The organism is Arthrobacter sp. YC-RL1 (assembly GCF_001454985.1).
Taxonomy (GTDB): Bacteria; Actinomycetota; Actinomycetes; order Actinomycetales; family Micrococcaceae; genus Glutamicibacter; species Glutamicibacter soli.
Genome location: NZ_CP013297.1, coordinates 3,101,195 through 3,126,636 on the forward strand (window position 1 = coordinate 3,101,195; position 25,442 = coordinate 3,126,636).

Sequence of the window (25,442 nt, forward strand, 5' to 3'; positions counted from 1 at the left end):
CTATCGATGAAAAGATACGTTTCGCCCCGCATCGGCGCATGACCGGAAAGACAAACCGGAACATGTTGCTGGCGGGGTCTTTGCTTGCATCTGTAGGAATGCGGCATCCGCCAAACGTACCGAATCCGACTTCGTCGAGGCCACCGTACAGGTGGCTTTCCACTTTCCTGAGGAAGGTGCGGCGAGGTCCCGACTGACCAAAGGAAGTACAACCGTGAGCACCAACAGCAACGAACCCATCGTTTGGCTGACTCAGGAAGCCTACGATCGGCTCAATAATGAACTGACCTTCCTCTCCGGCCCGGGCCGCGCCGAGATCGTTGCCCGTATCGAGCAGGCCCGCTCCGAGGGCGATCTGAAGGAAAACGGTGGATACCACGCAGCCCGCGAGGAGCAGGGCAAGGCCGAAGCGCGCATCCTGTACCTGAAGGACCTGCTGCGCCGCGCGCATGTCGGTGAAGCTCCAGCCGATGACGGAGTTGTCGAGCCGGGCATGCTGGTCGTGGCCAACATCGCCGGCGACGAGACCACTTTCCTGTTCGGTTCGCGCGAGGTTGCCGGCGACACCGACCTGGAGGTCTACTCCGAGCAGTCCCCTATCGGCGTGGCAGTGCACGGCGCCAAGGTGGGCGACAAGCTGACCTACGCCGCCCCGAACGGCCGCGACATCAAGGTGGAGATCATCTCCGCCAAGCCGTTCTCCGCCTAGCACCCGCCAGGCAAGACCATAAGCCGCTGGCCGCCCCCTTCCGGGGGCGGCCAGCGGCTTTTTGCGGGTTCCGGCTAGGCGACGGAGCCGCCTGCGGTATTGGTGATGTGCGGGTCGAATCCTTCGGCGCGCAGGTTGTTCAGCACCATCTTGGAGTGCTCGTGGCCCTTGGTCTCCAAATCGATGGTGATCGCCACGTCGCCCATGGACAGCGAGCCGCCGATGCGGGTGTGGTCCAGGCGGGTCACGTTGGCATCCGATTCGGCGATGATGCGCGAGATCTGCGCCAGGGCGCCTGGGCGGTCCGGAAGCATCATGCGGATGGTCAGGAAGCGTCCTGCGGCGGACAGGCCGCGCTGGATCACCTTGAGCATCAGCAGCGGGTCGATGTTGCCTCCGGAGAGGATCACCGCGGTGGTCGCCGGGTTGATCCCGTGCTCCTCCAGCTTGTTCTCCAGCAGCGCCGCGACGCCCACGGCGCCGGCCGGCTCCACCACCAGCTTGTTGCGCTCCAGCAGCACCACCAGGGCGCGGGCCAGCGCGTCCTCGGAGACGGTGACCACGTCGTCCACCAGCTCCTTGATGATCGCGAAGGGCAGCTGGCCGGGTTTGCCCACGGCGATGCCGTCGGCGATAGTGTGCACGGTGTCCAGCGGCACCAGGGCGTCCGCCGCCAACGACGGCGGGTAGGCCGCGGCGTTCTCCGCCTGCACGCCCACCACGCGGATCTCGCGGCCCAGCTCGCGGGCGCGTTCCTTCAGCGCGATGGCCACGCCGGCCAGCAGCCCGCCGCCGCCCACGCCCATGAGCACGGTGTCCACCTCCGGCAGCTGCTCCAGCAGCTCCAGCCCGATGGTGCCCTGCCCGGCGATGATGTCGGGGTGGTCGAAGGGATGCACGAAGACCGCGCCGGTTTCATCCGCGAAGCGCTGTGCCTCGGCCAAGGCCTGGTCCACCGTGTCGCCGAACAAGACGACCTCGGCGCCGTGGTCCCGCGTTGCGGTGAGCTTGGGCAGGGCGACACCCAGCGGCATGTAGATGCGGGCCTTGATGCCCAGGTGGCTGGCGGCCTGCGCGACGCCCTGGGCATGGTTGCCTGCCGAGGCGGCGACGACACCGCGGGCCTTCTCCTCCTCGCTGAGCTTGGCCATGCGCACGTAGGCGCCGCGGACCTTGAAGGATCCGGCGCGCTGCATGTTCTCGCACTTGAGGTAGACCTCGCTGCCCAGATGCTGGGACAGTACGCGGGAGTGCTCCACGGGGGTCAGCGCGATGACCGGCTTGAGGACCTTCGCTGCTTCTTCGATATCCGCCAGGCTGACCGGCAATTTGGTTTCAGTGCTCATGATTCTAGTCCTCGGGATGGTCGGTAAGCCGGGGTGTCGGCGCAGGTGATGATTTGGATGAAGGAGTCGCGATGGCCGGAGCCTCCGGCTCGGCGGCAGGGGCTCTGGCGCCGGCCAGATCCGTGCCGTAGGTTTCGGCGACGAACGGGTCGTCTTCCCAGCCTCGCCGCGAAAGGTATTTGACCACGGTGTTCAGCACCGCCAGCAGCGGCACGGCGAACAGCGCGCCGGCGATGCCAGCCAGCATGGTGCCTCCGGCCACCGACAGCACCACTGCCAGCGGGTGCAGGCTCACGGCCTTGCCCATGATCAGCGGCTGCAGGATGTGCGATTCAGCCTGCTGCACCAGCAGCACGATGGCCAGCATGATCAACGCATTGACCCAGCCGTTGGAGACTAGCGCGAGTAGCACGGCCAGTGCTCCGGTGACCAGCGCGCCGACCACCGGGATGAAGGAGCCGATGAACACCAGCACGCCCAGCGGCAGGGCCAGCGGGACACCCAGGAAGAATGCGCCGAAGCCGATGCCCAGCGCGTCGATCAGCGCCACCAGCATCTGCACCCGCACGTAACGCACCAGCGAGGACCAGCCCCGGGTCAGCGCCCCGTCCATGGCAGGCCGGGCTCGGCGCGGCAGCAGGTTGATCAGGAACAGCCCGACACGGCGCCCATCCAGCAGCAGGAAGATCAGGCAGAAGACCGTCAGCAGGACCCCGGTGAGGATCTGGCCCAGCGCCGAGCCCCAGCTGATGGCTTCGCTCAGGATGTTGCTCGCGTTGCCGCGCAGCTCGGTCAGCGCGTCGTCCAGCACCGTCTGCAGATCGTCATTGGTCAGCTGCAGGGGCCCGTTGAACAGCCAGTCCTGGATCTGCTGGATGCCGGTCAGCGCTTGCGTCCACAGGTCGGCGAACCCGGCGCCGAGTCGCTGGCCCGCGATCGAAAGACCGGCCGTCACCAAGGCCAGGAAGCCGATCAGCGTGATGCCCACGGCCAAGCCGTGGGGCACCGCGAGCTTGGCGTGCAGGATCTTGACGACCGGCGACAGCAGACTGGTCAAGAGCGCGGCAACCATGACGGAGATCAGCAGCAGCGAGACCTTGGACAGCAGCCAGAAGACCACCCCCAGCGCGGCGACGATGATCAGCAGGCGCCAGGCCCAGCTCGCCGCCAGGCGCACCCCGTACGGCAGGTCCTCAGCCGTGCGCAGATCCAGCGACTCGACGGGGACCACGGCGGGCTGGGCGGACTTCAGGGTCGGCAGGTTGCCTCGCAGACGGCGCAGACGCTCTAACCGATTACTTTTCATGTCCCTACGCTACCGCGCCGAGTGCACGCCGATGGATTCCATGTCCAAATTGTGACAAAAAACAAGGACCAGTACCCGATATGGGCACTGGTCCTCGAAATCTAATTCAATATGGCTACTCGTCACCACGCAGGATTGCCAGAATGCGCAGAATCTCGGTGTAAAGCCAAACCAAGGTCACCGTCAGGCCGAAGGCGCCGCGCCAAGCCATGATGGCCGGGGCACCCTGCTTGGACAGTTCCTCGATCATGGTGAAGTCCGAAACCAGCGCGTAGGTGGCCAGCAGGATCGCCAGCACGCCGATGATCAGGCCCAGCGCCCCGCCGCCGGCGCTGCGCAGGCCGAACATGCCGTCGACGACGCCGGTGAGCATGAGCACCATGTTCAGCAGCGAGAAGACGACCATGCCGATCATGGCGACCATGAACATCTTGTTCAGCTTCGGGGTCATGCGGTACTTGCCCGAGCGGTACAGGGCCAGGGTCACGCCGGCTACGGCGAAGGTGGCGACCACTGCCTGGATGGCAACGCCTGGGTACAGACCGTCGAGGAACTGCGACAGGCCGCCGAGGAACAGGCCTTCGGCTGCCGCGTAGAGGAGGATCAGCGCCGGGGAAGGCTTCTTCTTGAAGGCGTTGACCAAGCCGAGGACAAAACCGACCAGGGCGCCGGGAAGCATCAGGGCAGGAACCACCCAGCCAATGGCCGCGCCGATCACCACAAGGCCGAGGGTGAAAATGGTCTTGTTGATGGTGTCGCCGATGGTCATGCGACCCATGTCGGCGCTGGTGGCGGCCGGCTGCTGGTACATGTTGTCCAGCTGCTCGGCGCTCAGGTTGGCGGTGTCACGGAATCCAACCGGAGCACCGGGCTTGGTGGCCCATGCGTCGGCCTGGTTCTTCGAACCAAAGATTGGGTTGCCGCTCAAGATTATTCCCCCGTAGGTTGTCTGGTCAGTAGGCAGGCAGTACGAAATATTGCTGTTCTTAACAGTATTGATAATTGCTGTGAATCTGCTCAGTCAAAGGGATGATTTCAGCCTTTGGAGACCGAAATTTCTACTCCATGAGCGAAAATCCCGGATTGGGCCGCGGGACGGCCGCAGAGGCTGCGCTTGGATGCACTAAAGCTCCGGCCGCCCTTGCGGGAAGTCCGGAGCTTTCAAATGTGGTGCCCCCAGTGGGACTCGAAACCTTTTGCATCTCTTGAGACTGTGCAACTTCCCCGGAATCTAGCGGTTTTCGACTACGTCGAATAACGGCAAATCACCGGGATTCAGCGCAAGGTGTGCCCCTTTTGTGCCCTTGGCACGGACAGAGCGCGCACCTTTCTACGCTGGCTGATGATTACCAGCCGATTTGGGTAGTTCAATGTCAAAATCAAAGTACGATTCAGCCCGTTCGGAAATTGAGACATTCCGTCCCGAGCGGAAAAACAAGCCTCTGTTCTTTCGCACTTCAGTGTCTCGAAGCGAAGCAATCTTGTCAGCAATCGAGATACGTGAGTTTGTTACGCTCGGCACGTCGAGCGATTTCTTTTGCTTCATGCTGCCTCCAATGCTTGCTGTTACTTACAGTATGTCATTCAACCGGTGGGGTTAAGCTACGTTCCTCATGTAATTTTCCTATGAGTCTCGCTATACCTGAGATATACACAACGTGTTGTTGCTGAAAGTAGTTTTTTTGGTCCGCATTCACTGACAGCATACCGATCACTTCAGGGCGGGGGGAGCCGCCGCTACGGTTCTCGATTACGACGGGCACCGATAAGAAGCTTTTGTAAGACCTTTCCTGATTAGGGTCAAGTGAGAGCCGTTCCTGTTCAGACTCGTCATTTATGTTATTGCAATGAGCTGTTAGCTGTTTACAAACGCGGGTGATAACCGCAGCTTCTTCCTTTGCGGTGTCCGACTGGAATCTAGTTGCCCTACTCCCATTGAAAACGGCACGTGCGCCTGTCTCAGTTTCATTTATCCTGACAAGCTTTCTCTCATGCAAACCACTGTTGCCATTTATCAGCAAATAGAAGTTAGCATCCGCCGAAAAACCCAGCGGTTTGCCCGCCTTCAAGTACTCTCGCAATCGGCCAACAATCCCCGTAACAACTTGCCGCTCGCTAGACTCATTCGTGCTCGGAAGGGCCATGAAACCAATTAGAAGTTTCGCCGTTGGGATCAATGTTGAATCCATTAGCACGGCCCCGTCAGCCAGAATTGCTGTTTCACGCCGAATGGCTGCGGCGGTCGCCCCCATGGAGCCCACGACGCCTAGAACGATCCCAAGTGTTGCTGTAACCCAATAGTCAGGAGCGCCCAGCCATCCTTTCATCCATTCGAAGCCGAGGCCGATAAAGGCCAGAATCAGGGACGACAGCAAACCACAAAGCACAAAAACAAAGACACTAAATCGATTCCAAGATCGCTGCAACCCGCCTCCTCTGAAGTCTTTATTCACAGGTCTATTATGGGGGAAGATAAAGATTATTCAGTTAGGCGAGTCATACCTTGAGTAATTTATGTAGGCAACTGAATTCCAACCTGCCCAGGTAGCCTCAGCGGCGACACCCTGTAAAGGATTCTACCGCTGACTTGTCCGCTCACCAATGTATGGTGCCACCATGGGCACACTCACGAAACAGCAGCAATACAGGACCGTATCGGCCGGCTTCGCACTTGGCCTACTAATGAACGGGTACAACCAAATCCCAAACGACAAAGTCAAAGTAGAACTGATCTTTGTCTCCGCATGGCGCCAGTGGTCACATCGCCAAGAATTGCCAGCGGCAGACAAGAGCATCGCAGGCACTCGGAAAGACTGGGACATTCTCAGGATCATTACCGACCTCGACAAGGACAAAAAACAACCATACGTACCGTTCCAATGGGATGAACATGCACCCGGCGGGCCCCGTATCGAGATCCGTAATGCTACTGACTTCGACCCAAGCAACCAGAACGACACAGAGTTCTACGCAAAGAACATCAGTGATCAGATTCCGGTGTCAGCCTGGAAAGAACTAGCCAAAAACTTCCTCGAAAAATACGAATAGCAACAAGAAAAGCCCCCAGTATCCGAAGACACTGGGGGCTAAACTTTGCCAACTGAAAGCCACGCTGGAAGAAAGGCTCACTCCTAAAACATAGAACTAAACCATGGCCACATTTGCCAGCTGGCGGCACTGGGGGATCATCGCCCGATAACGTAAAAGCTCCCCGCCCATCGCTCCGGCACTTGCCTTATCGCAGCCCGCCAGTGGCGTTCACGCCTAAACCTGTTTGGAAAAAAAAGCCGGGGAGAGATATCGCCTAACCCCGGAGGACTAGGCTGAGAGCGTTCGGGGGTACCCCGCCCACCCTCACATGACACAAAGTTTGGTACATAATTTGGAGAGCCGACAGTGTGTTGTCGGCTCTCCATTTTTTGTTGGTTGTTGCTAGATAATTGTTGCGCCCTTGAAGGCGCTGAGTAGTCGCGCTCCTTCTTCCTTATGGAACTTTTCACGCGACTTGTCGTTTTCCGCTTGCTTGCTGTCGGCCATGATGCGGTGAGCTGTCATGATGTTGTGAGGCACGCGTTCGTAGGAGAATGAGTGCATGACCAAACGTCAGAAGTTCACCCCGGAATTCCGCGCCGAAGCGGTCGAATTGGTGATCTCGTCCCAGAAGAGCCTCATCGAGGTCGCAGCATCGCTGGGCATCAACGAAAGAACCCTGGGCAACTGGGTCCGCGCCTATCGCGCTGAGCACCCTGAAGCGGAAACCGAAGAACGAAGCCCGGTGGAGTGGGCTCAATACGAGAAACTGCGCAAGGAACTGCTGGAGGTGAAACGGGAGAACGAATTTTTAAAAGATGTCAGCGCCTATTTCGCGTCAAACAGCAAGAAATAAGCGCAATCTTCGACTTCATCAAATCCCATACCGGCCAGTATCCGGTGAAGTGGATGTGCCAGAAACTCAGCGTTTCCAGAGCTACTTACTATCGGTGGCTAAACCCCTCCGAACAGCTGAGCGAAGCCAAAGTTTTGCGGGCGCACCGGACGAAACTGGTTCAGGACGAATACGAGGCGTCCAATCAGGTTGCTGGCGCCGGCCAGTTGGTGAACTTGATCCGCAATAACCAGGACGAAGAGATCCCGAAATCCACAATCCTGTCGATCATGAAAGACCTGGGTATCCAGGCTAAGCGGATGAGCGCGTTCAAGACCACGACTGTGCGTGATCATCAGGCTCGGACGGCACATATCAAGAACCATATGGTCGATAAGCTCGGCCGGCGCGACTTCCGTTCCTCGCGTCCTGGGGCGAAGTTGGTTGGCGACATTACTTACCTGCGAACCGGGGAGGGCTGGTTGTATCTGGCGACGGTGATCGATTTGTACTCGCGTCAGATCGTGGGTTGGTCGATGGCGGAGAACATGCAAACGCAGTTAGTCATCGACGCGATGGAAATGGCTGTATCCCGGGGTTTCATCCGTCCTGGCAGCGTTTTCCACTCAGACCGAGGCACACAGAACACCTCGGATGCGTTCCAGGGGTGGTGCGCCGGGCAGGGGGTTCGGCAGTCGATGGGCCGCACCGGGGTATGTTGGGATAATGCCGTCGCCGAGTCGACCTTCTCGACGATCAAGAACGAAATGTTCCATCACCGGGCGTTCACCAGTAGGGTGGCGGCGCGGACCGCGGTGATGGAGTACATCGAGGTTTGGTACAACCGGAAACGGCCTCATACGGCCAATGGAGGGGTCAGTCCCCAGACAGTGCTGGACTCGTATTGGGAAAGGAATTCTTTGGCCCTTGCGGCTTGAGGGTATTTAGGAAAAATCAAAGATTGTGTCTCAGAAACTTGACCAGCTCAACCGCGCTGCGAGTCCAAGACGTAGACATGATCCGCAGGCGTTTGAACGTCAATCAGAACGCGGTTGATGTTGGTGGGAAGATAAAGGTTGGCACGCCGAAAAGCCATGAGCAGCGGTCAGTGCCGTTCCCTGAGTTCATGGCACCTGCCATCGGGGAGCTGTGCAAAAACAAGCATCGTGAAGACCTGGTGTTCCCAAATCCTGATGGAACCTACCTGCGTCGTATCGACATGCGCGGACGTAAATCCTGGTTCGGTTCAGCCGTCATAGATTCAGGCGTTCCCAGGGTGACACCACACGATCTACGGCACACCGTTGCAAGCTTCGCGGTCAGTGCTGGGGCGAACGTAAAAGCGGTTCAGAGGATGCTCGGGCATAGCTCTGCTGCGATGACTCTAGATGTGTACGCAGAGCTCTTTGATGACGATTTAGACGGGGTTGCAGTGGCCTTGAATGAGGCTGTTTCACGGATGAATGTGCCCTAAATGTGCCCTTTTGACCGTTTCCAGAAACAACAAAGGCCTCTACTTCCTTGTAAATAAAGGGAAGTAGAGGCCTTACGTGTTGGTACCCCCAGTGGGACTCGAACCCACAAGCCTTGCGGCAGCTGATTTTAAGTCAGCCGTGTATGCCAATTCCACCATAGGGGCAGGACTCTAAAATCCTACGCGATCGATTCGGGAAACGGGAAATTGCCCGGCACGCAGGTTGGGGACCGCCTGCAAGGCGATCCCCAACCCGTGATTCGATCATCGGCCGCGAAGTGCTACTTCTTCGGCTTGGCGGTTTCCTCGAAGGCGGTGCGCGGTGCTTCGAGGTTGTTCAGCTGCAGCGCGTCGCGGGTGAAGAACCAGGCAACCATCCAGTCGCCGACCACGCGGAACTTGCGCTCGAAGGTCGGCATGGCCATGCCGTGGTAGCCGCGGTGGGCCATCCATGCCGGCCAGCCCTTGAGCTTGATGCCGACGACCTTGGCAACACCCTTGTTCTTGCCGAAGCCTGCCACGGCGCCGAGGTTCTTGTGCTTGTATTCCTTGATGCGGCCAACGCCGTAGCGGGCTGCGTACAGGTTCTTTGCCAGCAGCTTGGCCTGGCGCACGGCGTGCTGCGCGTTCGGCACGCAGGTGCCGTCCGGCAGGCCGCCGGTGACGTCCTTGACTGCCGAAACGTCGCCGGCTGCCCAGGCGCCTTCCAGCGCATCGCCATTCGCGTCCTTGATGCGCAGGTCGGTGCGGGTCTCGATGCGGCCGCGCTGCTCGATCGGGAAATCGGTGGAGCGGACCATCGGGTTGGCCATGACGCCGGCGCACCAGATCAGGGTGTCCGAGTAGAAGGCGTCGGCCGGGGACTTGTCGGCCATGTTGATCAGCTGCAGGTAGCCATCGGTGGCGTCGGCCAGCGAGGTGTTCAGCAGGACCTCGATGCCGCGGCTGCGCAGGTGCTCGACAACCCATTCGGCCTGCTCGGCGGTCACTTCAGGCATGATGCGGCCCATGGCCTCGACCAGCACGAAGCGGACTTCGCTCTGCTGCACGCGGTCGTTCAGGCTAACCAAGTGGCGTGCCATGTCCTCGAGCTCGGCGATGGTCTCGATGCCGGCGAAGCCGCCGCCGACCACCACGAAGGTCAGGGCGCGCTTGCGGGCTTCAGGATCAGTCATGTTCGAAGCCGACTCGATGCGCTCGGCAACCTTGTTGCGCAGCGCGATGGCCTCTTCGATGGTCTTCAGGCCGATGCCCTGCTCGGCCAGGCCGGTGATCGGGAAGGTGCGGGTGACCGCACCGGCGGACATCACGACATCGGTGTATTCAAGTTCGTACTCTTCGCCGTTGACCGGAGCAATGACGGCCTTCTTGCTGGCGTGGTCGATGCTCAGCACGCGGCCGTTGATCAGCTCGGAGTGCTTGAGGTGCTGACGGTGGGAGACCACGACGTGGCGCGGTTCGATCTGGCCGCCTGCAACTTCCGGCAGGAACGGCTGGTAGGTCATGTATGGGTTCGGGTCGACCACGGTGACGATGCCGCCGTGGGACTTAACCTTCTTCTGCAGATTCATCGCAACGTACAGGCCAACATAGCCACCGCCAACGACGAGAATGCGAGGACGCTTCTGGGAGCTTTCGATGATCGACATACTGTCGATTCTACGCGGATTTTCGGAGTTAGTGAAAATATTCACTAACTTAATGAGTATGTTTAATCACGTATCCATCCCCCTTCCGGCCACGGTGCGGAGCATTCGCCATGGCAGCCGGTGATCAGGGTACGGATTCCGTGTTTTTCACGGCTGTTTCACTGCCCGAAAGCGCCGTCCCGGCAAGCTGGCGGACGGCACGCGGTGGTGCCGCCCGGCCGAGGCGCGTCGGACGTGCGATGGTTGGGTCGTGCGCGCATTCCGAAGGTTCCTGATTTGCCTGGCCACCTTGCTGACGCTGCTGGGAGCTGCCGGCAGCGTGATCATGTTCCTCCAGCCCTGGCGAAGCTGCCCGGAGATCGATGACAGCTCCGCCGGCTGCCCCGCCACCGAAAGCGACCTCGCGCTGCTGGGGCTGGCCGTTGCCGCAAATGCTGATCGGGCTCGTCCTCTGGATCGCCGCCGTTCCCCGGTACCAGAGGATCACCGGTGAATTCGCGGCGCCGTTCGGGGCCCTGCCGGCCCCGCCGGCCCCGGGCGCCCCGCCCGTCTCTTCCGACAGGGAATCCACGGACAAAGAGCAGTGAATAAGGAGATGACCCGGCATCCTTGCGGACACCGGGTCACCATCTACTTCTCGTCCTCGGGAATATCGTCGAACAGGTCGCGTCCCTCATTGGGCTTGCCGACCGGCAGGTCGCTGAGCTTGGCCGAGTGCACTTGGGCTGTCAAGGCCTGCTTCCGGGCCCTGGAGCCGACCTGCACCCCGCCGATGACCAGCACCAGCAGCAGGATCAGCGATCCGCCGATGACCAGCACCGGCTGCAGCGCCGGGGTCGAGGTGTCCGGGGCGATCGGTTCCGGAGCCGCCACCTGCTTCAGGTCCGACTTCTCCTTGGAAACGCCCGGGTCGGGCACGTCCGAGGCCTGGTCGCTATTGCGGCGGTGCACCCGGATCCATTCGGCGATGGTGCCCAGCGGATTCTCGCTGACCGCCGGGACGTCCGCATTCACCGCGGCGTTCGCATCGATGATGCCGTAGCCGTAGAGGTTGTCGACCCCGTCGGCACCGGTGTCCTTGGCGGTCTTCAGGATGCGGTTGATGACCTGCTCCGCGGGCATGTCCGGGTACTTGGAGCGGATCAACGCCGCCACGCCCGCCACGAGCGGCGCCGCGCCGGAGGTGCCCGACCAGCGGGCGTAGCCGTTGTCCGGCAGCCCGCCGACCAGCTTCTCCGCCGGGGCCGCCACGCCGATGGAGATGCCCTCCGTGGAGGAGTCCTGCGAGGCCTTGCCGTTCTCGTCGACGCCCGCGACGGTCAGCACACCCGGGATCGTGGCCGGCGCGCCGACCTGGTTCATGCCGCCGGAGCGGTTGCCTGCGGCGGCCACGACAACCACGTCGCGCTCCTCGGCGTACTTGAATGCTTCGTCCCAGCTTTCGGGCCAGGCCGGGCTGGTGGAGCCCAGGGACATGTTGATGACCTTGGCTCCGGAGTCCACGGCGTACTTCACCGCCTTGGGGATCTGCTGCTCCACGGAAATGCCCGATGGGTTGCCGTCGCCCATCCACAGCGACACGGACAGCAGCTCGGCCTTGGGCGCCACGCCGAGCACCCCGTCCTTGCCGCCGGTCAGTGCCGGGACCTTTTCGTATTCGGGTTCCTCCGGGACGTCCTTGTCATCTTCCTCGGCGGTCTTCTTGGCCTGTTCCCAAGCCGACTTCAATCGCTGGTTCTCTGAGGTGACCCGGTCGATTTCCCCCTGGTTGTTGCCGCGGCCGGCCAGCAGGGTGGCCACCAGAGTGCCGTGCTCGCTCATCACGCCGATGGGCTTATCGCCCTTGGCACCCCCGGCCCCGGACATGTCGGCGCCGCCCACCACGGCTCCTTTCAGGTCGCGGTGGCTCGTGTCGATGCCGGTGTCGATGACGGCGACCTTCACGCCCTCGCCCTTGGTTTCCTTCTGCGCCTCGGTGACTCCCAGCGACTTCAGCCAGTATTCGGCGTTGCGCATGTCGTCAGCCTGCGCCACGGAGCTGGGCAGCAGGAACGCGAAGGCCAGCAGGGTCGCGAGCAGGGCCGAAACGGCGGTGCGCGCGCCGGCCGGGCGGCCGGAACGTACTGGTTGTTTCAAGGTCATCTCCTGCCCTGTCTTGCCTGCGGTGTAATCAAGCGCGCTGCGCGGCAGAGGCCGCGATGCCGTCGAGGATGTCGTGCTCCGAGGCGACCAGCAGCATCTCGCGGTGTCCGCTAGCGCGCTCAAGGTAATCCAGGATGCGCTCGACGATGACCGCGCCGGCCTGGATGACGTCCACGCGGCCCGGATGCATGAAGCCCAGCGCCTGGCGCTGCTCGCGGGTATAGGAGAGCATCGAGGCGGTAGCCTGGCGCATCTGGGCGAAACTCAGCTCGGCTCCGTGGATGGCCGCGGAATCGTACTGCCTCAGCCCCAGCGCCTGCGCGGTGAGGGTGGTGCAGGTGCCGGCGACCATGATCACCGCGTCGACCTGGCTCACGTCCACCACGCCGTCCAGGGTCTGCAGGGTCGAATCCAGGAATTCCAGGCTCTGTCGCGAGCGCAGCCCATCGAGGTGGAAGCGTTCGGTCACGCGCACGCAGCCCATGTCCAGGCTTGCGGCCGCGAGCGGGCCGCTCTGGTCGCCCAACACGAACTCGGTGGATCCGCCGCCCAGGTCGATGACCAGCACCTGCCCGGGTTTGCCGGCGCGCACCGAGGCGGCTCCGGCGAAGGACAGCTGGGCCTCCTCCTGGCCGCTGATGACCTCCGGCTCGACGCCGAGGATCGAGGTGATCTTGCTGGTGAACAGCTCGCGGTTCGAGGCGTCACGGGCGGCGGAGGTGGCCGCGAAGCGGATGGCCTGGACCTGGTGCTCGTCGCACAGCTTCTTGTATTCCTTGACCGCCGCGAAGGTGCGCTCCAGGGCTTCGGGGGCGAAGGCGCCGGTGGCGTCCACTCCCTGGCCCAGGCGCACGACGCGCATGGTGCGCACCACGTCGCGCAGCTCGCTGCCATCCGCGGCGACGTCGGCGATCAGCAGGCGGATGGAGTTGGTCCCACAGTCGATTCCGGCGACGCGCATTACTTCTGCTCCCCGGCGTTCCGCGCGGCCTCGCGGGCCGCGCGCTTCGCGGCGCGTTCGGCGCGCTTGACGGCCGGGTCGACCTTTTCCTGGGTCTTCACGTGGCGCGAACGGTCCTGGCTGGGGGCCTGGCCCTCGGTGTCCCAGGCGCCCACGCAGAAGCACTTGTCCTTGGTCCACCATGGCGCGATGGCTTCCAGCGCCTCGTCGCCCAGCGGGTTCACGCCCTCGCCGGCGGCCAGCGAATGGCCCACCAGCACGTGCAGGCACTTCACGCGCGTCGGCATGCCGCCGGCCGAGACGCCGGCGATCTCCGGCACCGCCCCGGTGCCCGAACGCTCGCCGATGGCGTCGCGGTTGGCCAGGTAGGAGTCGTGGGCCGCGGCGTAGGCGGAGGCCAGCGGCGCCTCGGCGGCCAGGCGATCGTTCATCTCGTTCATCAGCCCGGCGGCTTCCAGCCGCGACACGGCGGAGGTGATCACCGGGTGGGTCAGGTAGTAGGTCGTCGGGAACGGAATGCCCGAGGAAAGCCGCGGCGCGGTGGTGGCGACCAGCGGGTTGCCGCACACGCAGCGTGCACCGATTTCCACCACATCCCGCACCGGACGGTTCAGCTGGCGGCTGAGGGTGTCCAGGTCCTGCTCGCTGGGTACTCGTCCGGCGGCGTCCAGGGCTTCGCGGATGGGCTGTTCAGTCACGTTTCGTCTCTTTGCGTCGTCGGTCAGTCTGTTGCGGAACGGGTGATCGAGTCGATGAGCGCATCGACCCAGGGCAGTTCCTGGCGCACTTCGTAGGTGCTGCCGTTGCCGGATTCGGCGCTCTGGTCTTCGGGCTTCTCGCCAACAACCATGTAGAGCTTCTCACCGGGCATCACCAAGTTTATCCGCTCGCGGGCCTGCTGCTTGATGTACAGCGGGTCATCCCACCGGGCGATCTCCGCTTTCAGCTCGTCGCGCTGGGCTTCCATCGCCGCGATGGAAGCGCGCAGCTCGTTGATCTGGGCCATCTGGGTGCGGTAGTAGTTCACCGTGGGAACCAGCATGACCGCGAAGAAGGCGAAGACCACGATCAGCGCGGCGATGCGTCCGGAGAAGCGGTGGGCCGCCACCGGTTCGCCCTGCTGGACCGGCGCCTGCGGCTCGGGCTTCTGGCCCGGCTTGCGGCGCACTGCCATGGAGAACTTGGCCCGGTCTTCGCGGCGCCGCTCGTTCTGCTTTTCCTTGGCGCGCTCGCGCAGCGGACGCTTGGAACCCTCGGGGTGGGCGGCGCGCTGGGGAGCAGGGGCGCCCGGTTCCTCGGGTTTGGCGCGGCGGCCGGCCGGTGCTGCCGGTTTGCCGGCGGCAGGCTTGGCGGCCGAAGGCTTGGAGCTGCCGGGCTTGGAGCCACCCGGCGTGGAATGGGCCTGCGTGGACCGCGAGGGGCTGGGAAGCTTGCGGACCTTCGGCGCGGACGCGGGGCGTTCGGTGTCCCGCACGATATGCAGTGCATCGGTCGCCGGTTCGGGCTCGGGGGCCGGCGCCTGGCCGGCGGCGGCGCGGTTCGCGGCCTCCGGGAATTCCAGCGGCTTGCCCTGTCCCTGGTGAGGGGTGTTCCTTCGTGGCATGCGCGGTGGTCGCTGGGCCATATTCCCCCATTCCCCATGGTGTTCTGCAAGTGGTACATCCGTGGAAAATCCACGATATCTCCATTAAATAACGAAAAGCCCGCCGGTATCCACTACCGACGAGCTTATTCGCTTTAGCTGGTGATTAGCTGTTGAAACGCGGGAACGCGCTCTTGCCAGCGTAAACTGCCGAGGCGCCGAGGTCTTCCTCGATGCGCAGCAGCTGGTTGTACTTGGCCACGCGCTCGGAGCGGGCTGGGGCACCGGTCTTGATCTGACCTGCGTTGGTGGCCACGCAGATGTCCGCGATGGTCACGTCCTCGGTCTCGCCCGAACGGTGCGAGGTGATGGTGGTGTAGCCGGCACGCTGGGCCAGGGTGATGGCGTCCAGGGTCTCGGTCAGGGTGCCGATCTGGTTGACCTTCACCAGCAGCGAGTTGGCGGTGCCCTTTTCGATGCCGTCGGCCAGGCGCTGCGGGTTGGTCACGAACAGGTCGTCGCCCACCAGCTGCACCTTGTCGCCGATGGCGTCGGTCAGGGTCTTCCAGCCGTCCCAGTCGTTCTCGTCCAGCGGATCCTCGATGGAAACCAGCGGGAAGTCGGCAACCAGGGCTGCGTAGTAGTCGCTCATCTGGGCGGCCGTGCGGGCTTCGCCTTCGAACTGGTAGGCGCCGTTCTCGTAGAACTCGGAGGAGGCGACGTCCAGGGCCAGGGCGATGTCCTCGCCCGGGGTGTAGCCGGCGCGCTTGATTGCCTCGGTGATCAGTTCCAGTGCCGCGCGGTTGCTCGGCAGGTTCGGCGCGAAGCCGCCCTCGTCGCCCAGGCCGGTGGAAAGGTTCTTTTCCTTCAGCACGTCCTTGAGGTTGTGGTACACCTCGACGCCCCAGCGCAGGCCCTCGGAGAAGGACTCGGCGCCCAGCGGGGCGATCATGAATTCCTGGATGTCAACATCGGAGTCGGCGTGCGAGCCGCCGTTGAGGATGTTCATCAGCGGAACCGGCAGGACGTGGCCATTCGGGCCGCCCAGGTACTTGAACAGCGGCAGGTTCGCGCTGACTGCGGCGGCGTTGGCCACGGCCAGCGAGACGCCCAGGATGGCGTTAGCGCCGAGCTTGGACTTGTTGCTGGTGCCGTCCAGGTCCAGCATTGCCTGGTCGATGGCACGCTGGTCGGTGGCGTCAAGGCCCTCCAGCTCGTCAGCGATTTCCTCGATGACGGACTCGACTGCGCCCAGTACACCCTTGCCCAGGTAGCGGCTCTGGTCACCGTCGCGGCGCTCTACTGCCTCGAACTGGCCGGTGGAGGCGCCGGATGGAACGGCGGCGCGGCCGTGCGAACCATCGGTGAGCAGGACCTCGACCTCAACGGTCGGATTGCCGCGGGAATCAAGGATTTCGCGCGCGTGAATGGCGTCAATCAATGCCATGAGTATGGACTCCTTGTAGAAAGGGGTGGTCAATGGGCTGGCCAGCCAGCGGTCGCTGAGTGACCGTTGGCGCCGTTGCCTGTCTCTAGCCTAGCGCTTTGAACCTGATTCGGGCGACGATGTTTCGTCCGCCTTCACCCCGTAGCTGCGCTGCAGCTGGTCGCGGAGCACCGATTCCGCGTCCAAGCCCAGTTGTTCGGCGCGCGCCGTGAGCGCCATCAGCTCGGCGGCGAGGCTGCGTTCATCGACCACGCGGCCGCGCACCTCGGGACTGATCCGGTGTTCCCCGGCGGCCGGGGAATCCGCCCTGGTATGGCGGTCAAGCAGCTTCTGCGCCAGCGTTAACGAGGGAAGGCCGGCAGGCAGGCCGGCGTTGCGGCGCACCCGCGGGGCGCCGCCCCGCTCGGCCTGCTTGGCCGCGTCCCAGACCCGGATGATTTCATCGACGTCGCTGACGACGTCCTGGCGGACATTCCCCTGGGCATCGAAAACATGGCGATTGCGGCGCAGCAGCTTGGCGTCCAGGGTGGCTGCGACCTCCTCCAGCGTGAAGCTTTCCTGCTCCTCGGCGATGAGCGAATGCAGCAGGATCTGGAAGAACACGTCGCCCAGTTCTTCCTTGAGCGCCGGCGCGTCCCCCGCTCCGATGGCATCCAGGACCTCGTAGCTTTCCTCGATCAGGTAGGTGCGCAGCGATTCGTGGGTCAGCGCCGCAGTCCACGCGCATTTCTCGCGCAGGGTGCGCACGGTCTGGATCAGGTGGTCCATGGAAGTTCTCTCGCTGGGCATGCATTCATCCTATCCCCGCGGAATCGGCCCCTGACAGGGCCGGAACACCGCCGCCTGTAATGAGCGTTACATCCGGGCTAGCATTGCGTTAAGCCTCACCCTCCAAGCCAAAGGACTGACCATGACCGTGCAGGAAACCGAACGCCCAGCCTTCCTTGCGAAGCTGCCCTCCTCGTTGTTCATCAACGGCCAGTGGGTACAGGGCACCTCCGCCTCCACGCTGACCTCTTCCAATCCCTTCGACGATGCGGTGCTTGCCGAAATCCGCCAGGCTTCCACCGCTGACGTGGACGCCGCCTACCAGGCCGCCGCCGAGGCCCAGTCCGCATGGACTGCCCTGCCGCCGGCCGCCCGCACCGCCGTGCTGGAAAAGGCCGCCGACTACCTGCAGGCCAACTACAAGGACATCCTGGCCCTGCTCAGCGCCGAGTCGGGTTCCGCGCAGCTGAAGGCCAACATCGAGTTGGGCGGCACCATCGCCGCGATCCGCGAAGCGGCAACCTTCCCGTCCCGCGTGCACGGGAAGATCATGCCCTCGAACTTCCCCGGCAAGGAGAACCGCGTCTACCGCGAGCCGCTGGGCGTGGTCGCGGTGATCAGCCCGTGGAACTTCCCGATGCTGCTCTCCGCCCGCTCGGTGGCCCCGGCCCTCGCGCTGGGCAACACGGTGGTGCTCAAGCCCGCCTCCGACACCCCGCTCTCCGGCGCCCTCGTCCTGGCCAAGGCCTTCGAGGAAGCTGGGGCGCCGGCCGGCGTGCTGAACGTGCTGGTCGGTTCCGGCTCGGAAATCGGCGACTACTTCGTCGCCCATCCGGCCCCCTCGCTGGTGTCCTTCACCGGCTCCACCGAGGTCGGGCAGAATGTCGGCAAGATCGCGGTGACCGGCGAGCACATGAAGCGCGTGGCCCTGGAGCTCGGCGGCAATGCGCCGTTCGTGGTGCTTCAGGACGCGGATCTGGAGGAAGCGGTGAAGGCCGCGGCGCTGGGCAAGTTCCTGCACCAGGGCCAGATCTGCATGGCGATCAACCGGATCATCGTGCAGGCGCCGGTCTACGACGAGTTCGTCCAGAAGTACGCTCAGCTGGTGTCCACCCTGGGCTTCGGCGATGCTGCGGAGCGCAAGAACCTGATCGGCCCGGTCATCAACGACGCGCAGCTGGCCTCCGTCACCGCCAAGATCGAGCAGGCCCGGGCCGAGGGAGCCCGCGAGGTGCTCTCCGGGGCGATCCAGGGCCGGGTCATCCCGCCGCACGTTTTCGCCGACGTGACCCCTCAGATGGAGCTGTTCCGCGAGGAGATCTTCGGGCCCGTGGTCGGCATCGCCAAGGCGGACAGCGAAGAGCATGCGCTCGAATTGGCCAACGACACCCGCTACGGGCTGTCCAGCGCGGTCTTCACCCGCGACATCGAAAAGGGCGTGCGCTTCGCCCGCGGCATCAAGGCAGGAATGACGCACATCAACGACATCCCGGTGAACGACGAGCCGCACGTGATGTTCGGCGGCGAGAAGAACTCGGGACTTGGCCGCTTCAACGGTGAGTGGGCCATCGAGGAGTTCACCACCGACCATTGGGTGGGCGTGCAGAGCACTCCCAAGAAGTACCCGTTCTAGAAATTGAACATCTAGAGATTGAACAAGGCAGCCTACCCGGAATGATCCGGGCAGGCTGCCTTGGTGCTGTTGTGCTCAGCAACTGGCGAGGCTAGTTTTCCTCGTAGTCCTCGTCATCGAAGTCTTCATCGTCGTCATCTTCGTCGTCGCCGTCCAGCAGGTGGTCGTAGAAGTCGTTGATGTACTCGACGAGCAGTTCGCGCATCTCCAGCGGCACGAAGGCCGCCTCAGCGGCGTTCAGGGTCAGGTCCAGCAGGTCTTCAAGGTCGTAGTCGAAGGCCTCGACCAGCAGCTCGAACTCGTCCGACAGGGTGGTGCCGGACATCAGGCGGTTGTCCGGGGAGATCGTGACATTGAACCCGGTCTGCACCAGCAGGTCGATCGGGTGCGATTCGATGCCCTCGCCGAATTCGGCGGTAGCCCCGGTCTGCAGGTTGGAGGAAGGGCAGATTTCCAGCGGGATGCCGCGTTCGCGCACCCAGTTGGCCACCGGGCCCAGCGAGACCAGGCCGGTGTCCTCGCCGACTTCCTCGCCGTCCTCGTCCACGCCGCCGAACTCGATCTCGATGTCCTCGGCCACGCGCACGCCGTGGCCCAGGCGCTGGGCGCGGCCCACCAGGATGGCGTCCTTGATGGAGTCCAGGCCCGCGGCTTCGCCCGCGTGCACGGTGGTCGGGAACAGATTCTCGGCCAGCAGGTCGAAGGCTTCCTTCATGCGCGAAGGCGGGAAGCCCTCCTCGGCGCCGGCGATGTCGAAGCCGACCACGCCGTGGCCGCGGTGGCGCAGCGCCAGCTTGGCGATCTCCACGCCGTTGTCGGCATGGCGCATGGCGATCAGCAGCTGGCCGACCTGCATCGGGTGGCCTTCGCTGTTCAGTTCTTCGCAGGCCTGGTCCAGTCCTTCCTGCACGGCGTCCACGACATCGTCCAAGCTCAGGCCCTGGCGCTGGTGCTGTTCCGGGGCGTAGCGGACTTCGGCGTAGATCACGCCGTCCTCGGCCAGGTCTTCGACGAACTCGCGAGCCACGCGGATCAGGGCCTCGCGGGTCTGCATTACTGCAAGGGTGTGCTCGAAAGTTTCCAGGTAGCGCGGCAGCGAGCCGGAATCGGCCGATTCACGGAACCAATTGCCCAAAGCCTCGGCATCGGTTGCGGGCAGCTCGTGCCCAGCCTCTGCGGCAAGCTCGATAATGGTCGACGGGCGCAGACCACCGTCGAGGTGGTCGTGCAGAGAAACTTTTGGCAGGTCCCGGAAGTCGAACTCGGGATCGTAGGCAGCATGAATCATTTCTTCAGTCACACCATTGAGCCTAGTCGCATTTCGGGCTGACTGATAGCCACCACGGCTGAAGTTCTGGACACATCTTGTCGACGGCTACCGGCCCCGGAGGTTAAATCTCCGGCTGCTCACCCGGAGGCACGGTTTGGATAGCTTTTCCCAGCGTCCCGCCGCGCTTCGCGGCCAGCTGGCGCAGCTTGCGGCGGTGGACCCGCTCCAGCACCCGGCTGACGATCTTGTCGATGACGTAGCCGAGCACCACGGCGATGACCACTGAGACGCCGATGCCCAGCAGCTTGTTCTCCGAGAGCCAGTTGCCGGCCAGCGCGCCGATGCCCACGGAGTAGGCGCCCCAGGTGATGCAGCCGATGACGTCGAAAAAGGTGAAGCGGTGGTAGGAGAAGCCGGTGGCCCCGGCCGTCATGTTCACCGCGACGCGTCCCAGCGGGATGTAGCGGGCGGTGAAGATCAGCAGCGCGCCGGAGGTTTCCAGCTTGCGGGTGGCGAAGTCGAGGATCTTCTTGGCCCGGCCCTTTTGCATCCACCCGTACTGACGGTAGCCGATGCTCCGGCCGATGCGGAAGGTGATCTGGTCACCGATGATCGCCCCGGACACGCCGATCACGAAGATCAGCAGCAGGTTGGGGCTTCCGGTGCTGATGCCCACGGCGGCCAGCGACACCAGGAAGGTTTCGGAGGGGACGACAGGGAAGACCCCGTCGATGAGGCAGAAGGCAAAGAGCAGCGGCAGGATCCACCATGCGGTGGCCGCATGCATGATCGCTTCGTTGACCAATTCCATCGGTGGGTGTATCGCTTCCTCGCTGCACGCGGTGGCTCGCTACCGCGCTCTTAGTCCATTCTCCACCAGAATCCCGCCGGCGCGCACCCTACCAAGGTCGTGATTTGCACCGGACACTTCTCCATCCCGGGGATGAGTTGAATCTTTTAACGCCCGGAGGCTTCCTCGAGTTCCTTGGGCCCAGCGTGGCTCCGGTTTAGACGCCGACAGCCGCCCCCGTGCGGGGGCGGCTGGCGGTTTGGCAGGCTACTTCGCGGCGATGCGGTCCAGGATCAAGCGCATGTCCGGGCGGTCGCTGTCCGCGCCGATCAGGATGGAGCGCTGCACCAGTTCGATGGCGCGCTCCATCTTCTCCGGGGTGTCGGTCAGCAGCGTGGCGATCGGCTCCCCGCGGCGCACCAGAGCTCCGGGCTTGACGTGCAGCCGCACGCCGGCGCCGGCCTGCACCGCGTCCTCCTTGCGGGCGCGCCCGGCGCCCAGGGTCCAGGCGGCCAAGCCGATGTCCATGGCATCCAGCTTCAGCAGCACGCCCTCCGCCGGGGCCAGCACGGTGTGCGATTCGCGGGCCACCGGCAGCTTCGCGTCCGGGTCGCCGCCCTGCGCTAAGATCATGGCACGCCACTTGTCCATGGCGCGGCCGTCCTTCAGCGCCGCACGCACGTCCACGTCGCGGATGCCGGCGCCGGCGAGCATCTCGGTGGCCAGGGCCACGGTCAGCTCGATGACGTCTTCCGGGCCGCCGCCGGCGAGCACCTCGACGGACTCCTGGACCTCGATCGCGTTGCCCGCGGTGAGCCCCAGCGGGGTGTCCATGTTGGTCAGCAGCGCCACGGTGTTCACCCCGGCGTCGGTGCCCAGGTTCACCATGGTCTCGGCCAGCTCACGGGCCATGGACTCGGTCTTCATGAACGCGCCGGAGCCCACCTTGACGTCCAGCACCAGGGTTCCGGTGCCCTCGGCGATCTTCTTGCTCATGATCGAGGAGGCGATCAGCGGAATCGCCTCCACCGTCCCGGTCACGTCGCGCAGCGCGTAGAGCTTCTTGTCCGCCGGGGCCAGTCCGGCGCCGGCGGCGCAGATGACCGCGCCGACGGTGGAAAGCTGGGCGAAGAGCTCCTCGTTGGACAGTTCCGCGCGCCAGCCCGGGATCGACTCGAGCTTGTCCAGGGTGCCGCCGGTGTGGCCCAGCCCGCGGCCGGAGAGCTGCGGGACGGCCACGCCGAAGCTGGCCACCAGCGGGGCCAGCGGCAGGGTGATCTTGTCCCCCACGCCTCCGGTCGAGTGCTTGTCGGTGGTCGCCAGGCCGCGTCCGGCCGGGTCGGCCAGGGTGGAGAAGTCCATGCGTTCGCCGGTGTTGATCATGGCGTTGGTCCAGCGGGAAATCTCCGCGCGGTGCATGCCCTGGAAGTAGATGGCCATGTTCAGCGCGGCCATCTGTTCCTCGGCGATGACGCCGCGGGTGTACGCGTCGATGGTCCAGTCGATCATCTCGTTGCTCAGCTCGCCGCCGTCACGCTTGGTGCGGATGACTTCGACGGCGCTGAATTGTTCGGCAGCCATGGGTGGGGCCTTTCGTTCTGTTCTCTGGTCAGTCGATGATGTTGTGCGGTCCGAAGGCGTCCGGCAGCAGCTGGTCCATGCCCACGATCCCGGAGGCGGTCTTGATCCTCAGGTCGGGCCCGCGATGCTCGAAGAGCAGCTGGCGGCAGCGGCCGCACGGGGTGATCAGCTCCAGCGGGCCGTCCTTGAGCTGACCGAAGCACACGAAGTAGTCCAGCGTGCCGCCGCCGGTGGCGAACAGCTCGCCGAGCATGGAGCATTCGGCGCACAGGGTCACCCCGAAAGCGGCGTTTTCGATGTTGCAGCCGGAAACCAGCCGCCCGTCGCTACTCAGCGCCGCGGCGCCGACCCGGAAATTCGAGTAGGGTGCATAGGCCTTGGACAACGCGGCCGCGGCCGCAGCTTCAAGCTGCGACCACGGCGCGGTGGTGTTATTCATGGGAACGGGTCATTCCTTCACATAGGGATCGCCCACGGCGGCGGGGCCGCGCGAGCGTCCCACCAGGCCGGCGACCGCGAAGATCGTCACCAGGTACGGCATCATGGCCATGAACTGGCTCGGCACCGGGGTGCCGATGATCGTGAGCATCACCTGCAGGTTGTCCGCGAAGCCGAAGAGCAGCGCCGCGGCGAACGCGCCGAGCGGGTTCCAGCGTCCGAAGATCACCGCGGCCAGCGCGATGAAGCCGCGGCCGCCGGAGATTTCCTTGGTGAAGGAGTCGATGGCGACCAGGGTGAAGAACGAGCCGCCGATGCCGGCGACGATGCCGCCCAGGGTCACGTTCCAGAACCGGGTGCGGTTGACCTTGATGCCCAGGGTGTCGGCGGCCTTCGGGTGCTCGCCCACCGCGCGCACGCGCAGGCCCCAGCGGGTCTTGTACAGGCCGAACCAGACCAGGAACACGGCGATGTACATCAGGTAGCCGATGACCGACTGCTTGAACAGGATCGGGCCGATCACCGGGATGGCGGACAGGCCCGGGATCGCGATGGTCGGCAGGTGCACCGGCGAGTTGTACAGCTCCGGGTCTTCCTGCATCACGGTGGTGAACAGGAAGCCGGTGATGCCCGAGACCAGCACGTTCAGCACCACGCCGACGATGATCTGGTTGACCAGGTACTTGATGGAGAACAGCGCCAGCACCAGGGAGACCACCGCGCCGGCGATGCCGGCGGCGACCAGGCCCGCGAAGGCGTTCTGCGTCACCGAGGCCACGATGGCCGCGGTGAACGCGCCGCCCAGCAGCTGGCCCTCGATGGCGATGTTGACCACGCCGGAGCGTTCGGAGAGCACACCGGAGAGCGATCCGAAGACCAGCGGCACCGCCAGCACCACGCCGCCGGCCAGCAGGCTGGCCAGGGAGATGGAGTTGATGTTGGCGCCGGAGACGACCCAGATCAGGAACGCGAGCACAAACAGCACCGCGCCCACCGCGACGGCCCAGACCGGGAGCACCCGGCCCTTGGCCCGCAGCATCCAGGAGTAGGCGGCCAGCGCCGCCAGCAGCACGCCGATGACGATGTTCGAGGCGCGGCCCGGGAAGACCAGGTCGGGCAGGGAGAACGCGTCGCCGGCGGAGGTGAGCGAGAAGCTCGCGGTCTGTGAGTTGCCCAGCAGGCCGAAGCTGACCAGCACGATGACTGCCAGCACGCTGAAGATGATCGGGGTCTTCTTGCTCGGAAGCACCGAGATCGCTGACGTCGAGGGAAGCGTGGCGGTCACTTGGCACCTGCCTTAATCGATTCGGTAGCGCTGGTGCGCTTCTTCTTGCGGTTCAGTCCGAAGATCGCCTTGACCAGCGGAGGAGCCGCGATGAACAGCACGATCAGCGACTGGACAACCAGCACGATGTCGATCGGGGTGCCGGTGGTGATCTGCATGTTGACCGCGCCGGCGCGGAAGGCGCCGAAGAGCAGGCCGGCGAAGAAGGTGCCCCACGGGGTGGAGCGTCCCAGCAGCGCCACGGTGATGGCGTCGAAGCCCAGCGAGCCTGCCACGCCTGCGGTGAGCACCTTCTCGGTGCCCGCCACCTGCGCCACGCCGGCGGCGCCGGCCAGCGCGCCGGCGAAGGCCATGGCCAGGATGGTGGAGCGGGCCACGTTCACGCCGGCGGTCCGCGCGGCGTCCGGGTTGTGCCCGACGGCGCGGAACTCGAAGCCGATGGTGGAACGGTTCAGCAGCCAGGCCACCCCGATGGTCAGCAAGATGGCCATCAGGAAGCCCAGGTGCAGGCGGGAGCCGGGCAGCGAGGGGAAGATCGCGTTGGCGTCCAGGATCGGGGAGATCGGGTTGGTCTCGCCCGGGCGGCGGAACGCCTCGGTGTTCATCAGGAAGTCCAGCAGGTACAGCGCCACGTAGTTGAACATGATCGTCAGGATCACTTCGTGGGCGCCGGTGCGGGCCTTGAGCAGGCCGACCAGCCCGCCCCACAGCGCGCCGCCGAGCAGGCCGAAGACGATCACCAGCAGCAGGTGGACGACCACCGGCAGGTGCCAAGCGAAGCCGACGTAGGCTGCCATGGTGGCGCCGATGATCAGCTGGCCCTGGGCGCCGATGTTGAACATGCCGGCGCGGAAGGCCAGTGCCACGCCCAGGCCCGCGCAGATCAGCGGGGTGGAGACTGTCAGGGTTTCCAGCAGCGGGGCGAAGCCCTGCGAGGAGTTGTAGATGGAGCCGTTGAACAGCGCCACGTAGCTTTCGGTGCCCGCGCTCCACAGCGCGGAGAAGAAGTCCGAAGGGCGGGCGAACAGGTAACCTGCGGCCTCGCCGACCTTCTCGTCGGTGATCGCGATCAGCAGGCCGCCGATGACCAGCGCCACGATGACGCCCAGCACGGAGACCAGTCCAGGTCCCTGGGTGATGGACTTGAACAGGTCGTTGCCCGGTTTCTTGGGGTCGGGAAGAACAGGCGCCTTGAT

The 25,442-nt window shown here is 64.1% G+C and carries 25 protein-coding genes and 1 tRNA gene; 6 read left to right on the forward strand and 20 right to left on the reverse strand.

The features are described 5' to 3' along the window. Positions 1–214: 214 nt before the first annotated feature. Positions 215–709: a transcription elongation factor GreA gene (gene greA, locus ATC04_RS14340; RefSeq protein WP_047118436.1), complete on the forward strand. Its 495-nt coding sequence runs from the start codon at positions 215–217 to the stop codon at positions 707–709. A gap of 74 nt (positions 710–783) precedes the next feature. On the opposite strand, the gene ilvA is transcribed toward greA, so the two are convergent. The 5 genes from ilvA to ATC04_RS14360 form a co-directional block, all read right to left on the reverse strand. Next, the gene (gene ilvA / locus ATC04_RS14345; protein ID WP_047118435.1) at positions 784–2,055 is read right to left on the reverse strand and encodes a threonine ammonia-lyase; all 1,272 of its coding nucleotides are present in this window, start codon (positions 2,053–2,055) and stop codon (positions 784–786) included. Between the two features lie 4 nt (positions 2,056–2,059). Then, entirely contained in the window at positions 2,060–3,361 is a 1,302-nt protein-coding gene (locus ATC04_RS14350; protein WP_052772265.1) for an AI-2E family transporter, read from the reverse strand. 115 nt (positions 3,362–3,476) lie between these two features. Continuing rightward, positions 3,477–4,289 (reverse strand): Bax inhibitor-1/YccA family protein, encoded by an 813-nt coding sequence (locus ATC04_RS14355; RefSeq protein WP_181728046.1) that lies wholly within the window; start codon positions 4,287–4,289, stop codon positions 3,477–3,479. Positions 4,290–4,691: 402 nt separating this feature from the next. Further along, entirely contained in the window at positions 4,692–4,907 is a 216-nt protein-coding gene (locus ATC04_RS19435; protein WP_152666794.1) for a hypothetical protein, read from the reverse strand. Positions 4,908–4,941: 34 nt separating this feature from the next. Next, the gene (locus tag ATC04_RS14360) at positions 4,942–5,814 is read right to left on the reverse strand and encodes a GAF domain-containing protein (RefSeq protein WP_152666793.1); all 873 of its coding nucleotides are present in this window, start codon (positions 5,812–5,814) and stop codon (positions 4,942–4,944) included. 163 nt (positions 5,815–5,977) lie between these two features. Here ATC04_RS14360 and ATC04_RS14365 point away from each other — a divergent pair, with 163 nt between their 5' ends. Beyond that, positions 5,978–6,409, forward strand: a complete 432-nt coding sequence (locus tag ATC04_RS14365) for a hypothetical protein (RefSeq protein WP_152666792.1) — start codon at positions 5,978–5,980, stop codon at positions 6,407–6,409. Between the two features lie 384 nt (positions 6,410–6,793). On the opposite strand, the gene ATC04_RS19440 is transcribed toward ATC04_RS14365, so the two are convergent. Then, positions 6,794–6,955 carry a hypothetical protein gene (locus ATC04_RS19440; RefSeq protein WP_157359292.1) on the reverse strand — a complete coding sequence of 54 codons (162 nt, stop codon included), beginning with the start codon at positions 6,953–6,955 and terminating at the stop codon, positions 6,794–6,796. On the opposite strand from ATC04_RS19440, the gene ATC04_RS14375 reads away from it, so the two are divergent. After that, a protein-coding gene (locus ATC04_RS14375) for an IS3 family transposase (protein ID WP_157359293.1) occupies positions 6,954–8,164 on the forward strand; the annotation gives its coding sequence in 2 pieces (ribosomal slippage) (positions 6,954–7,200 and positions 7,200–8,164; 1,212 coding nt in all). The two genes, ATC04_RS19440 and ATC04_RS14375, sit on opposite strands and share 2 nt — an antisense overlap. Positions 8,165–8,202: 38 nt before the next feature. After that, a complete protein-coding gene (locus ATC04_RS14380) occupies positions 8,203–8,700 on the forward strand; it encodes a site-specific integrase (protein WP_052772263.1) in 498 nt (165 codons plus the stop codon). A gap of 80 nt (positions 8,701–8,780) precedes the next feature. Here ATC04_RS14380 and ATC04_RS14385 read toward each other — a convergent pair. Continuing rightward, positions 8,781–8,865: transfer RNA gene (locus ATC04_RS14385), tRNA-Leu, on the reverse strand. A gap of 116 nt (positions 8,866–8,981) precedes the next feature. After that, entirely contained in the window at positions 8,982–10,349 is a 1,368-nt protein-coding gene (locus ATC04_RS14390) for an FAD-dependent oxidoreductase (protein ID WP_047118429.1), read from the reverse strand. Between the two features lie 250 nt (positions 10,350–10,599). On the opposite strand from ATC04_RS14390, the gene ATC04_RS19445 reads away from it, so the two are divergent. After that, a complete protein-coding gene (locus ATC04_RS19445) occupies positions 10,600–10,842 on the forward strand; it encodes a hypothetical protein (protein WP_152666791.1) in 243 nt (80 codons plus the stop codon). 137 nt (positions 10,843–10,979) lie between these two features. Here the strand turns inward: ATC04_RS19445 and ATC04_RS14395 are convergent, their stop codons facing one another. From ATC04_RS14395 to ATC04_RS14420, 6 genes are all read right to left on the reverse strand, one after another. After that, entirely contained in the window at positions 10,980–12,365 is a 1,386-nt protein-coding gene (locus tag ATC04_RS14395) for a S8 family serine peptidase (protein ID WP_231736106.1), read from the reverse strand. A 154-nt stretch (positions 12,366–12,519) separates the two neighbouring features. Then, positions 12,520–13,452: a Ppx/GppA phosphatase family protein gene (locus tag ATC04_RS14400; RefSeq protein ID WP_047118427.1), complete on the reverse strand. Its 933-nt coding sequence runs from the start codon at positions 13,450–13,452 to the stop codon at positions 12,520–12,522. Beyond that, the gene (locus tag ATC04_RS14405; protein WP_047118426.1) at positions 13,452–14,150 is read right to left on the reverse strand and encodes a DUF501 domain-containing protein; all 699 of its coding nucleotides are present in this window, start codon (positions 14,148–14,150) and stop codon (positions 13,452–13,454) included. Before ATC04_RS14405 ends, ATC04_RS14400 begins: the two co-directional genes overlap by 1 nt. Before the next feature lie 23 nt (positions 14,151–14,173). Next, positions 14,174–15,076, reverse strand: coding sequence for a septum formation initiator family protein (locus ATC04_RS19920; RefSeq protein WP_231735990.1), 903 nt, complete (start codon positions 15,074–15,076; stop codon positions 14,174–14,176). A 124-nt stretch (positions 15,077–15,200) separates the two neighbouring features. Further along, complete coding sequence (gene eno, locus ATC04_RS14415) at positions 15,201–16,481, reverse strand: phosphopyruvate hydratase (protein WP_047118425.1); 1,281 nt, start codon at positions 16,479–16,481, stop codon at positions 15,201–15,203. Positions 16,482–16,571: 90 nt separating this feature from the next. After that, a complete protein-coding gene (locus ATC04_RS14420; RefSeq protein WP_047118424.1) occupies positions 16,572–17,270 on the reverse strand; it encodes a MazG nucleotide pyrophosphohydrolase domain-containing protein in 699 nt (232 codons plus the stop codon). 121 nt (positions 17,271–17,391) lie between these two features. Between ATC04_RS14420 and ATC04_RS14425 the strand changes: the two genes are divergently transcribed. Further along, positions 17,392–18,882, forward strand: a complete 1,491-nt coding sequence (locus tag ATC04_RS14425; protein ID WP_047118423.1) for an aldehyde dehydrogenase family protein — start codon at positions 17,392–17,394, stop codon at positions 18,880–18,882. Between the two features lie 91 nt (positions 18,883–18,973). On the opposite strand, the gene ATC04_RS14430 is transcribed toward ATC04_RS14425, so the two are convergent. The 6 genes from ATC04_RS14430 to ATC04_RS14455 all read right to left on the reverse strand — a co-directional run bounded on the left by ATC04_RS14430 (position 18,974) and on the right by ATC04_RS14455 (position 25,397). Next, positions 18,974–20,182, reverse strand: coding sequence for an adenosine deaminase (locus tag ATC04_RS14430; protein ID WP_047118422.1), 1,209 nt, complete (start codon positions 20,180–20,182; stop codon positions 18,974–18,976). Positions 20,183–20,273: 91 nt separating this feature from the next. Beyond that, on the reverse strand, positions 20,274–20,963 hold the full coding sequence (locus tag ATC04_RS14435; RefSeq protein ID WP_047118421.1) for a DedA family protein: 690 nt from the start codon (positions 20,961–20,963) through the stop codon (positions 20,274–20,276). 246 nt (positions 20,964–21,209) lie between these two features. Then, the gene (locus ATC04_RS14440; protein ID WP_047118420.1) at positions 21,210–22,523 is read right to left on the reverse strand and encodes a thymidine phosphorylase; all 1,314 of its coding nucleotides are present in this window, start codon (positions 22,521–22,523) and stop codon (positions 21,210–21,212) included. Positions 22,524–22,551: 28 nt separating this feature from the next. After that, on the reverse strand, positions 22,552–22,962 hold the full coding sequence (locus ATC04_RS14445) for a cytidine deaminase (RefSeq protein ID WP_047118419.1): 411 nt from the start codon (positions 22,960–22,962) through the stop codon (positions 22,552–22,554). Positions 22,963–22,971: 9 nt separating this feature from the next. Then, complete coding sequence (locus ATC04_RS14450) at positions 22,972–24,246, reverse strand: ABC transporter permease (RefSeq protein WP_047118418.1); 1,275 nt, start codon at positions 24,244–24,246, stop codon at positions 22,972–22,974. After that, complete coding sequence (locus tag ATC04_RS14455; RefSeq protein ID WP_231736110.1) at positions 24,243–25,397, reverse strand: ABC transporter permease; 1,155 nt, start codon at positions 25,395–25,397, stop codon at positions 24,243–24,245. Before ATC04_RS14455 ends, ATC04_RS14450 begins: the two co-directional genes overlap by 4 nt. Positions 25,398–25,442 lie beyond the last annotated feature (45 nt).

Bases quoted from the DNA above. Each gene is read 5' to 3' on its own strand.
- ilvA (WP_047118435.1), bottom strand. From the start codon at position 2,055: ATGAGCACTGAAACCAAATTGCCGGTCAGCCTGGCGGATATCGAAGAA.
- ATC04_RS14350 (WP_052772265.1), bottom strand. From the start codon at position 3,361: ATGAAAAGTAATCGGTTAGAGCGTCTGCGCCGTCTGCGAGGCAACCTG.
- ATC04_RS19435 (WP_152666794.1), bottom strand. From the start codon at position 4,907: ATGAAGCAAAAGAAATCGCTCGACGTGCCGAGCGTAACAAACTCACGT.
- ATC04_RS14365 (WP_152666792.1), top strand. From the start codon at position 5,978: ATGGGCACACTCACGAAACAGCAGCAATACAGGACCGTATCGGCCGGC.
- ATC04_RS19440 (WP_157359292.1), bottom strand. From the start codon at position 6,955: ATGCACTCATTCTCCTACGAACGCGTGCCTCACAACATCATGACAGCT.
- ATC04_RS14390 (WP_047118429.1), bottom strand. From the start codon at position 10,349: ATGTCGATCATCGAAAGCTCCCAGAAGCGTCCTCGCATTCTCGTCGTT.
- ATC04_RS14395 (WP_231736106.1), bottom strand. From the start codon at position 12,365: ATGCGCAACGCCGAATACTGGCTGAAGTCGCTGGGAGTCACCGAGGCG.
- ATC04_RS14400 (WP_047118427.1), bottom strand. From the start codon at position 13,452: ATGCGCGTCGCCGGAATCGACTGTGGGACCAACTCCATCCGCCTGCTG.
- ATC04_RS19920 (WP_231735990.1), bottom strand. From the start codon at position 15,076: ATGGCCCAGCGACCACCGCGCATGCCACGAAGGAACACCCCTCACCAG.
- eno (WP_047118425.1), bottom strand. From the start codon at position 16,481: ATGGCATTGATTGACGCCATTCACGCGCGCGAAATCCTTGATTCCCGC.
- ATC04_RS14420 (WP_047118424.1), bottom strand. From the start codon at position 17,270: ATGCCCAGCGAGAGAACTTCCATGGACCACCTGATCCAGACCGTGCGC.
- ATC04_RS14425 (WP_047118423.1), top strand. From the start codon at position 17,392: ATGACCGTGCAGGAAACCGAACGCCCAGCCTTCCTTGCGAAGCTGCCC.
- ATC04_RS14435 (WP_047118421.1), bottom strand. From the start codon at position 20,963: ATGGAATTGGTCAACGAAGCGATCATGCATGCGGCCACCGCATGGTGG.
- ATC04_RS14440 (WP_047118420.1), bottom strand. From the start codon at position 22,523: ATGGCTGCCGAACAATTCAGCGCCGTCGAAGTCATCCGCACCAAGCGT.
- ATC04_RS14445 (WP_047118419.1), bottom strand. From the start codon at position 22,962: ATGAATAACACCACCGCGCCGTGGTCGCAGCTTGAAGCTGCGGCCGCG.